Below are 9,542 nucleotides of genomic sequence, written 5' to 3'. Positions count from 1 at the left end.
TGGGTGGGTCAGTTTGAGATGGAAATTGCGGGTCAGTTCTGCGTGGAAATCAACAACACCTTGAAGTTCTTGCCAGAATATGGCGTCGTACTGGCTTCCAGTACGCTCTTGATCGAGTTGTAAGTGTTGCTCGACTGGGTGATTGACCCCTGGTGCGACCAAGCGTCGAGCTGTGATTCTGGTATTGGCATCTGCCCCCCTGTTACATCAAGTACTCTCGGAGCTGTTTCTCGCGCGAGGCAAACGACTCCCTCCCACGCTGGAACAAGATGTTCAACTTCTTTAGGTCGTGCTCCAGCAAATCGGTGGCCATCTCGGGTGTGACGTAGGTGTCGCTGATCCGGATGGTCGGCACGTCATGAAACAGAATCTGGCGCAGTTGATCCATCGACTGCGTGTTGATCTCAAGGGTCTTTTGTAGCAGTTGGACGCTGACGAGGTACTTCTTCGCCAGCCACATCAGCAGACTCGGCTTCGGGTCCGGGTAGACGCCCACGCCGACGCTGACCAACCGGATTTCCTTGAGATCACGCTTGAGCGCATGCACAGCATCTGCGATCGCATACAGCGTAGGGTTGTTCGCGCAGTAGCCGCCGTCGATCAGCTCGATGTCCTCGCCCGATGAGGTCCTGACCACCGTGCGTTCGAAGAAGGGGTAGGCCGAGCAGGATGCCTTGACGGCGTCAGCGATGCTTACCCCGAAGCCGGGGAGGAAGGTGCCGACACGCCCATGGGCTTGGGTAACGCTCCCCTTGAAGATCATCGGTCGCTCTGTAAGCCATTTGGCTGTGACCACGCCTATGCCGGTCTTCACGTCGCCGAACGTCGCGTCACCGAAGACCTCACTCGCTAATTTCTTCAACGCTGCCGAACGAGTATGTGCTGTCGTCTGCGACATTACGGCAGGTACGTATTCGCGGTAAAGCTCCAAGATGGAATCGATGCCATGGCCAAGCGCTATCAATGATGCGATGATGGCGCCCGTACTCGTGCCGAAGACCAGATCGAACCTTTGGTGCAACGGGCAACCAATCATGGCCTCGATTTCCTTCAGTACGCCCAAGGTGTAAAAGCCCTTGGCCCCGCCGCCATCCAGCGTCAACACGCGCAGTGGCGCCTGCACACTCTGCCAATTATGAAGCTCTGACATCCTCGCAGACCCTCTCCCTAGATTACGCAGTTGATACTGCTTGTATAGGCCGACATTTTGCCCGCGCTTCGCCGAAAATACGCCTCGATGCGTGTGCTTGGCTGCTTTCTCTACGGCCGACAGCAGCGCAGCGGTTGCCGTCGATCAAAGACGAGGCTCCTATGGCAGCTATGGGGCCAGAAGCGGACAGCTGCCAATAGCTGGCTCGTAATCAGGTAAGGCCTAGCCTCGCGGCCACAGCTCAAGCGCCCGAGAAAGCAGGTCGCGGCCGCGCCGCTCAATCGCTCCTTCGTCCCACGTTTCAGCGCTCCTCAGTTGGAGGTTGATTGGCAGCAAGCTATTCGCCTCAATGGCGGCTCGCTTGGTTGCCCAGGCGCCATTAGAGATTGAGCTGTTCAGACTGCCTGTGATCAAGGTGAGGTTGCCGAATGTTTGGACGATGGCGCTTCGAGCACGTGTCGCAAGTGCTTGGGGATCATCTGCCGGAACAGACCATGGATTGTCGACGCCTCTGCTTCCATCCGACAGCAGCCAGTGAGCGACCCAGGCCTGCGGCATCAGATGCTCGACCGTAAGCTGCCCAGTTACTTTCAGCTGTTCGGTTTTGGAATTTCGATAGGTTTCACTGAGCTTGCTCAGGATGTAGACGATCCTCCCGTTGTTGAGCGCCGAGTAAGCGTGCCCCGTCATCCATGCCTCGGTGAATCGTTCGTCGCTCGGCCACGCATCGGTGGCGCTCTGGAGGCCGGCCAGGTGCGAACGAACAACTGCGGCGGTCGCCCCGTCTCGGCGAATCGCCCGCGTAAGGCCCATAAAGACACGGTTGTACGCCTTGGTATCCGACCCGCAGACCGTACGACGAAGTAAGTAGCTCTCGAGGACGCGTGCAGCCTCGCGCATCTCATCGTCGCTCGCCCCGAGATCAAGCATGGCCAGAAGAGGTGGGAAGACGGTACTTATGTCGAACGTCTCCAGGAAGTGGGCGAGCGGCCCGAGCGCATCGGCATCACTACGACCAACGAGGCGTCTGAAGTCATTGCCTTGCTTCGCTAGCGCCGCGAGTTCTGCCTCGACCGTCTTGTAGGGAGTACTGCGTTCGACCCAATACTTGTACTCGACGAACAAGTGTTTGATTGGAATATCTCTGGCCTGCTTGCTCGCAAGAAAGTGCTGAATGAATAGGTCACTGCGTGGGCGCATCAGGCGCCCCTGCACGACCTCCTGGCGCCAGAAGGGCTCATCGAAGGCTGCCCAATACTTCTTGTACAGAGCCTCTTGTTCCTCGTTTTGCCGAGCGGCCCGAAGGAAGATGAAGTTCCGGAGAAGATCGGCCGGCAGAAGCGGCTCGCCACGGGCGTTGAGCGTCTCGAAGATGACCTGAGCGTCGTCGTCGCGGTCAAGGTCGATTGCCACCACCTTCAGCGCCGTCTTGAGGGCTTCGAAGCACTCTTCAACGCGATCAGTCAACGGCTTGTCGGCCGCCAACGGCGGCTCGGACGGGTTTCCCTTGAAGAACTCAGCAAGACTGTCGTAAAAGAAGAAATAGGCCTCCACCATTCGAGGGCGCGGCTCAAACTTCCGCGAATATTTGCGTCGCGTCAACGGATGAAGCTTCTCCAGAGCATCTCGTGACCCCGCATCGACGACGTCAATGAACTGCTGTCGGTCACTCAGCGTTGGCCAAACCTTGTACTTCTCCACTTCCGGCTCTGCCATCCGACCGGTGTTCACCGTGTACTTATTGCACTCTTCGGCGAAGTCGTACAGACCTTCACATCGGCAAAAGTCGCGAAACGACGCAAGGAAAATCTGAAGAGTTGTGAGACGCTGTTGACCGTCGATCACACTGCGCCGCTCGACGCGGCCGGTCTGCGTTTGCCGCTGGTCGAGCACCATCGCACCGAGGAAGTGAACTGGTGCGTCGGTTCGACCCTCAATGAACTCCACGAACTTGCGAGAGATGTCCTCCCACAGTGGCGCCCACTGGTGCTCCTGCTTCCAGACGTACTGCCGCTGGAACATCGGCACTTCGAGCCGCATCTTCTTCTCAAAGATGTCTAGCAGCGCAATCGCATTCGCGTCCATCGCCCCCCCTTGTTCTAACGTGAAAATAGCGTAGCTTATCGGATCCCCTCCAATGGCGGGACAAGGCTCTTCGGAAGGAACTGCGTGTACTTCCTATGCAGGGGCGCTACGCCCTGATCCTTCGTCGCACGGCACTCGATTTTTGTTCCGAACAGCTTGATTCGAGTACGAGAGAGGTTAAGCACCTCGCCCGAGTCGCAGGAGCCGACCTTTATGTGTTCTCTCTTGATGGAATAAGCCGTATGGCTTGCCCTCAAAGCCGCATCCGCTCCTTAAGGATTCAAGCACTTCGGAAGTGCGAGCGTCGGCTTTCAGGAGATGTGAATGCGCACTGGTGTCCTCTTTGGGTGCACAGCAGTCGCTTGAACGTTTACCGTTGAGCATCGGCAACCAGCCTCAACCTGCCGTTCACGGCCATGCAATGGACGACAGCAATTGGTCGACTAACGACGCCGCATCCGTTAACGGACTGTTCTAAACCGGACGCGCAAGGCCCCGCCCCGAAGGCCAGCTTTGCGGAGCGGCGCTCAAAGATAGCAAGGCCCAATTTCGGCCAGAAGCACCATTTGCAATCGTGGCTGTGTCAGTTGCTGTTGCTCATGACCACCAGCTTGGTCAAGGCTAACTGACATTTAAGTCAAATGAGGTCTACGACACCGCTACTTTAAGGAGCTTCGTACTGGTACACTAGCCGGTCCATTTGAGTGGTACACACGCAGTTTTTCAAAAATCATAAGTTATTGATTTTTAATAACTTTCACCATCTGACGCCGAATCTCACAGCCTCCGCCAGATGACTAAGAAATAAGCGCCTTTCCGGGCGCTTATTTCTTGTACCCATCAATGATGGAGGTGCTTGTAGCAAGTATGAAGCGTGACTCCATGAATGCCGACCTTCTGCGCCAACGCAGAAACCTCCTTGCAACCAGCATGGTCCTGATAGCCATCAATCTCGCAGGAGCAACCATTAAGAGAGATGTATCGGTTCTTGGTACGCCAATCGAGTTCAGCAACCCTGAAAGAGTCATATGGGGCGTCTGGATACTCTGGGCCTACTTCTTCGTCCGGTACTGGCAATATCTGAACGAGGAACCCGATCTCGGCCTTCATAAAGGCATGGGGCGATGGATATTAGATCGTATCCCCGAGGATGAGTTCGGTACGTACTCGCACCATGTAGGCTGGGAATGCGGCGTGTTCTGGACGCTCTACTACGAGGATCACGAATCCGGCCATGACGGATGGTATTCCTCAAAGCAGGGGCCACAAAGCGCTTGGAAAAAAGCTATGTGGACTATCCGTGCATTCACTTCTGTAGCAACAAAGACGCCGCGCTTTACAGACTATGTGATGCCTTTTTTTGTTGCGGCAATCCTATTGCTACTCATCATTTTTAGCTTTCTTACTTCCCGATTTAGCGCTGCTGTATAAATGCTGTGCGATTGACTCACGCTGTCGAATTAAATGACTCCACAAACTGAGGGTCCTTGACTCGTTTCGGATGTTTAGCTCACTCCCTCTAATTTATAAGGTGTGCTTAAACCTGCCCATGCCTTAGGTTTCGTGCAATCGAAGCTCAAAAAAACGCAAATCTGCGTTCTACTTAATGCGATGCAGAATTCAATTTTGGAGGCTCTTGCCTGTGTAGCTCTTTTAGAGCTCTCTCACTTTGCATTTATTGCAAGAAAATTCCACAGCAGGCAGTTTTTGAAATTTAACATCTACCACTTAAAATATCAAAAACTCAACACCTAAAAATCTTTCAGCTTAATTTAATGATATTAGAAATATATAATATTTACACAAAAAAATTATAAATCACTTACACATTCAGCACAGTGTATTCTAAAGAGAATACGTCCTCCAGACTTTTACACACCTCTTTAAATTTCTTGCAGGTAGTACTCCCCCATGGAGAATCAATCAGCTCACGGACATCGCCCTTGGCATAATAAGTTATTGCAAAAATGAGGGGTTGTAGCTTTCGTCACAGTTCTTTGCAACGGATTGCCTCGCCATGATGAAATGAAGCACAAGTCCTTCGGTCATATTATAAAACAAGGTGCTGTCAAAATCTCTAAATGTTAAAAAATACTTATTAATATAGCATCAAAAAATTCAAGCTTTCATTATTCCAGAGGGAATTCTAATGTAAAGCAAGTGGTATGACCTTCACTCTTAACAAAGACACGACCTTGGTGTAAATCCATAATCGTTTTCACAATCGCCAAACCTAATCCGCCAGAGTCTGCAGCTTGACTGCGTGAAGGCTCACAGCGGTAAAAGCGGTCAAATAATTGTGGCAAATGCTTGACATCTATGTCTGGCCCTTGGTTACAGACATGCAACAGACAGACGCTGGTTGTGTGGAAGCTGCTCAGCACAATAGCGCTATGCGCATCGCCATAACGTAGGGCGTTGGCAATCAAATTGGCCAGCGCTCTGCGTAGCAAACTACTATCGGCCCACACTTGCCCATGCATCTCCACCTGGATGGTCATGTATTTCTCCTGTGCCATCCCCTCGAAATAGTCTGCCAGCTGTGTCCCTAGCGCGACCAGATCTAACGTCTGCCGCCGCAAAGGAGTAGATGGGTGTTCAGCGCGGGCCAAAAACAGCATGCTGTCAATCATGCGGGCCAGGCGCTCATATTCTTCTTGCTGGGAAACAAGACGTGCTTCGTGCTCGCTGACTGTGCGACTTTGGCTGAGCGCCCACTGGTTGTGCAGCATAAGGTTATGCAGTGGGGTACGGATTTCGTGGGCCAAGTCTTCCGAAAATTTAGATAAACGAGCAAAGCCTTCCTCCAAACGCTGCAGCATCGTGTTGAGCGCCTGTGTCAGCCCTTGCAGCTCTGCAGGATATTGCGCACTGGGCAAGCGAATGGCCAGTTGCTGGGGCCCAATCGCTTGTGCTTGCTCGCTCAATCGCTGCAAAGGTCGCAAACCACGACGCGCCACCTCCCAACCCACAGCAAACGCCAGAGCCACCCCCAGTAACCAAACCCCCCCTAGATCACGCTGGTAGGTCTGTAACATCGCTGAGCGTTCAGCCAGAAGCCGGCCCGCGATCACGGTCAACATCTGATCATCAACACGAAGCTGTGCCCAGGCGAGGCGCGACTTGTAGGGCGCCGAAGTGGTGAACAACTGCACCTGCGGCAGGGCAGTGCTTTCCGTGCTGCCGAGAGACTCCTCTGTGCCCTTCGTCACCGCTTGAGAAGGCTGCGCTGCTGCTTGAGCTACTGTGAGCTGCGCCGGTAGCTTCGGCAGTGCAATGTGCGTAGGGTTGACCTCCAAGAGCACTTGATCTTGCGCGTTTAGAATCCACAAAATATTATCGTTATTACCCAACATATTGGCATAAATTTGTGGAGTATTAATCAATTTTTCTAAACTTATGTCACTGTGCAGCAGTTGCTGAATACGATCAATTCGACCGATTAAAGAAATATCTTCACGGTGTGCAATTTCTTTTTCCAAACTTTGGTAAATGTACAATCCCATGCCGAAAAATAATACTGCGCTGGTGCATGCAAATAATAAAGCCAAGCGCAGCCGCAAGCTAATTTTGCGCAGGGAATGCTTCATGCTCAGCCCTCAATCCGATAACCCATGCCACGCACAGTTTGGATCAGTTTGCACTCAAAGCCATCATCCACCTTGGCGCGCAGTCGGCGTATAGCAACATCAACCACATTGGTATCGCTATCAAAGTTCATATCCCACACTTGAGAAGCAATTTGGCTGCGCGAAAGCACCTGCCCCTGGTGCTGTACCAGTAAATGCAGCAAGGCAAATTCTTTGTTAGTCAGCTCAACGCGTTGGCCTGCACGTTGTACGCGGCGCTTTAGAACATCAATTTGCAAATCTCCGAGCGTTAAAAACTCTTGGGGACGCAAAGGAGCCCTGCGCAGCAATGTGCGCACGCGGGCGAGTAACTCTGCGTATGAAAAGGGCTTGACCAAATAGTCGTCACCGCCTAACTCCAGCCCTTTGACACGGTCTTCGACACTGTCGCGTGCAGTCAAAAAAAGCACTGGAATGGCGCTGTTCATGCGCAGTCGCTCCATGAGGTTCCAGCCGTCTATCCCCGGGAGCATGACATCCAAAATTAATAAATCAAAATCGCCAGACTGTGCCATAAATAAGCCGTCGATTCCGTTGTGTCTCACACTGACTTGATAGCCTGATTCATTCAGGCTTTTTTGTAAATATAGGGCTGATTTGACCTCATCTTCAATAATTAATATTTTCATAGCATAAATTATCGCTGCACTCAAAAAACATTACACATTTTATTGAGCAAGATGACAAAAAAGTAATCTACGTGCAATGACGCTGTTAATTACACCCCCGAAAATAGAAGCTCAGCATTGTTCGTGGGTATGCCAAGGGTGGTGCACTGTGCATGCCAGCAATGAGCAGCAGGACGCAGGAGCTACGGATGTGGGCCCGCTGTGGCGCCCAAAGGCTGAAGTTTTCTTTACCTTATTTCTTGAATCTGTATGACCAAGCGACGCGTAACTTCTTCGTTCCCCCAACCTACTGCCAGTGAGATTACGCCAGCCTCTGTGGCTGCAGATCGACGCAATGTATTGAAACTCTTGGCTGCGGGGGGCGCAGGCCCCGTGGTCGCCGCTTGGGCCGCCCGTGATGCAAAAGCCTCGATGGTGCAAGCACCAGGAAAATTTGCGGCTTTGCCAGGGCATAAAACCAAAGTGGCAGGGGCTACGCTCAATGCCGAACTCACACCCTATACCCACGCAGCGGGTTACAACAATTTTTATGAATTTGGTTTGGACAAGAGTGATCCTGCACGCTATGCCAGTGCTATGACACTGCGGCCATGGCAAGTACAGGTAGAGGGTTTGGTACATAAGCCAGGAGTATGGGATCTGGATGATTTACTCAAGCTCAGCCTTATGGAAGAGCGCATTTACCGCCTGCGCTGTGTCGAGGCCTGGAGTATGGTGATTCCCTGGGTGGGATATTCGCTTTCGAAACTGATTGAGCGGGTGCAGCCCATGGGTAGTGCCAAATATGTAGAGTTTGTGACCCAAGCTGATCCTCAAACAATGCGGGGCCTGCGCAGTGGCGTTCTCGACTGGCCATACACCGAAGGGCTGCGTCTGGATGAAGCCATGCACCCACTGACGCTGTTGGCTTTTGGCATGTATGGTGAAGTGCTGCCTCACCAAAACGGCGCCCCAGTGCGGTTGGTGGTGCCATGGAAATATGGTTTTAAAAGTGCCAAAAGCTTGGTCAAAATCCGCTTTGTCGAGCACATGCCCGCTACCGCCTGGAACAAAGCAGCACGCCATGAATATGGCTTCTACTCGAATGTGAATCCTGATGTACCCCACCGCCGCTGGAGCCAAGCGCAAGAACGCGTGATTGGCCAAGGTGGCTTATTTGCACCTAAACGTCGAACTGAACTGTTCAACGGCTATGCAGAGCAGGTTGCACAGTTGTACACCGGCATGGACTTGCGCCGTAACTTCTAATGCTGCGCAACACGTTGAACCAAGCGCTGCTGCATACCAGCGCCAAGCCCCTCTTATGGCTATTGTGCTTGACCCCCTTGGCCAGTTTGGTGGGGCAACTGCTGCTGAATGCACTGGGCCCAAACCCAGCTGAAGCATTAATCCGCAGTACGGGTGACTGGGCATTGCGGGCGCTATGCGTAGCACTGGCAGTTACTCCCCTGCGCCTATTTTCTGGCCTTACTGGATTAGCCCGCATGCGTCGCTTGCTAGGCTTGTTTGCCTTTTTTTATGCGCTGTTACATGCGGTCAGCTACGCTGGGCTGGATATGGAGTGGAAATGGGCAAGCATCTGGGGCGACGTATTGCAGCGTCCCTTTGTTTTGGCGGGCTTGCTAGCGATGGTGGTGTTGCTGCTGCTAGCCCTGACATCACCCAAAGCAATGCTTAAAGCCATAGGCGCCGCACGCTGGCAGCGACTACACCGTACCGTGTATGTGGCAGCTTGGTTGGCAGTGCTTCACTTTTATTGGATGCGCTTAGGTAAAAATAATCTAACAGAGGTTTTTTATTATGGATTTATTTTATTTTTATTGCTACTCACCAGAATATATTTCTCCTGGAGCAAAAATTCTTTAGAGAAATTTTTCAAGCCAAATAAATATTATTAATTTAATCAATCCCATAAATAAATATGCAGACAAGGATTAATCACAGCGATATATAAAAACAGAATGATTAAAAATAAAATATCTGCCTATTTTAGATTTATATTGATGAATTAATTAGAACAGTCAGTGCCTCTATTGCGGCCAAGCACTC

Annotated in this window: 7 protein-coding genes; 3 read left to right on the top strand and 4 right to left on the bottom strand. The window is 52.0% G+C overall.

Annotated elements, in window-relative coordinates; translation table 11 throughout:
- Window positions 1-202: 202 nt before the first annotated feature.
- Both QEP12_RS10475 and QEP12_RS10470 read right to left on the bottom strand, forming a co-directional pair.
- On the bottom strand, window positions 203-1,150 hold the full coding sequence (locus QEP12_RS10475) for an anti-phage phospholipase (protein ID WP_284214196.1): 948 nt from the start codon (window positions 1,148-1,150) through the stop codon (window positions 203-205).
- Window positions 1,151-1,372: 222 nt separating this feature from the next.
- A complete protein-coding gene (locus QEP12_RS10470) occupies window positions 1,373-3,235 on the bottom strand; it encodes a DUF262 domain-containing protein (protein WP_284214195.1) in 1,863 nt (620 codons plus the stop codon).
- An 882-nt stretch (window positions 3,236-4,117) separates the two neighbouring features.
- Between QEP12_RS10470 and QEP12_RS10465 the strand changes: the two genes are divergently transcribed.
- Window positions 4,118-4,666: a hypothetical protein gene (locus QEP12_RS10465; RefSeq protein ID WP_284214193.1), complete on the top strand. Its 549-nt coding sequence runs from the start codon at window positions 4,118-4,120 to the stop codon at window positions 4,664-4,666.
- Between the two features lie 698 nt (window positions 4,667-5,364).
- On the opposite strand, the gene QEP12_RS10460 is transcribed toward QEP12_RS10465, so the two are convergent.
- Both QEP12_RS10460 and QEP12_RS10455 read right to left on the bottom strand, forming a co-directional pair.
- Complete coding sequence (locus tag QEP12_RS10460; protein WP_284214192.1) at window positions 5,365-6,825, bottom strand: heavy metal sensor histidine kinase; 1,461 nt, start codon at window positions 6,823-6,825, stop codon at window positions 5,365-5,367.
- A 2-nt stretch (window positions 6,826-6,827) separates the two neighbouring features.
- Window positions 6,828-7,493, bottom strand: a complete 666-nt coding sequence (locus tag QEP12_RS10455) for a heavy metal response regulator transcription factor (RefSeq protein ID WP_284214191.1) — start codon at window positions 7,491-7,493, stop codon at window positions 6,828-6,830.
- Between the two features lie 249 nt (window positions 7,494-7,742).
- Here QEP12_RS10455 and msrP point away from each other — a divergent pair, with 249 nt between their 5' ends.
- Window positions 7,743-8,741, top strand: coding sequence for a protein-methionine-sulfoxide reductase catalytic subunit MsrP (gene msrP / locus QEP12_RS10450; RefSeq protein ID WP_284214190.1), 999 nt, complete (start codon window positions 7,743-7,745; stop codon window positions 8,739-8,741).
- Window positions 8,741-9,391 (top strand): protein-methionine-sulfoxide reductase heme-binding subunit MsrQ, encoded by a 651-nt coding sequence (msrQ, locus tag QEP12_RS10445; RefSeq protein WP_284214188.1) that lies wholly within the window; start codon window positions 8,741-8,743, stop codon window positions 9,389-9,391. Before msrP ends, msrQ begins: the two co-directional genes overlap by 1 nt.
- Window positions 9,392-9,542: the final 151 nt, after the last annotated feature.

Origin of the sequence: Comamonas jiangduensis (assembly GCF_030162955.1) — a bacterium.
Classification (GTDB): domain Bacteria; phylum Pseudomonadota; class Gammaproteobacteria; order Burkholderiales; family Burkholderiaceae_C; genus Comamonas; species Comamonas jiangduensis.
The sequence above is the reverse complement of the archived record's forward strand: the minus strand, read 5'-3'. Positions and strand labels throughout refer to the sequence as shown.

Coding starts and splice junctions, on each gene's coding strand:
- QEP12_RS10475 (WP_284214196.1), bottom strand. CDS start 1,150: ATGTCAGAGCTTCATAATTGGCAGAGTGTGCAGGCGCCACTGCGCGTG.
- QEP12_RS10470 (WP_284214195.1), bottom strand. CDS start 3,235: ATGGACGCGAATGCGATTGCGCTGCTAGACATCTTTGAGAAGAAGATG.
- QEP12_RS10465 (WP_284214193.1), top strand. CDS start 4,118: ATGAATGCCGACCTTCTGCGCCAACGCAGAAACCTCCTTGCAACCAGC.
- QEP12_RS10460 (WP_284214192.1), bottom strand. CDS start 6,825: ATGAAGCATTCCCTGCGCAAAATTAGCTTGCGGCTGCGCTTGGCTTTA.
- QEP12_RS10455 (WP_284214191.1), bottom strand. CDS start 7,493: ATGAAAATATTAATTATTGAAGATGAGGTCAAATCAGCCCTATATTTA.
- msrP (WP_284214190.1), top strand. CDS start 7,743: ATGACCAAGCGACGCGTAACTTCTTCGTTCCCCCAACCTACTGCCAGT.
- msrQ (WP_284214188.1), top strand. CDS start 8,741: ATGCTGCGCAACACGTTGAACCAAGCGCTGCTGCATACCAGCGCCAAG.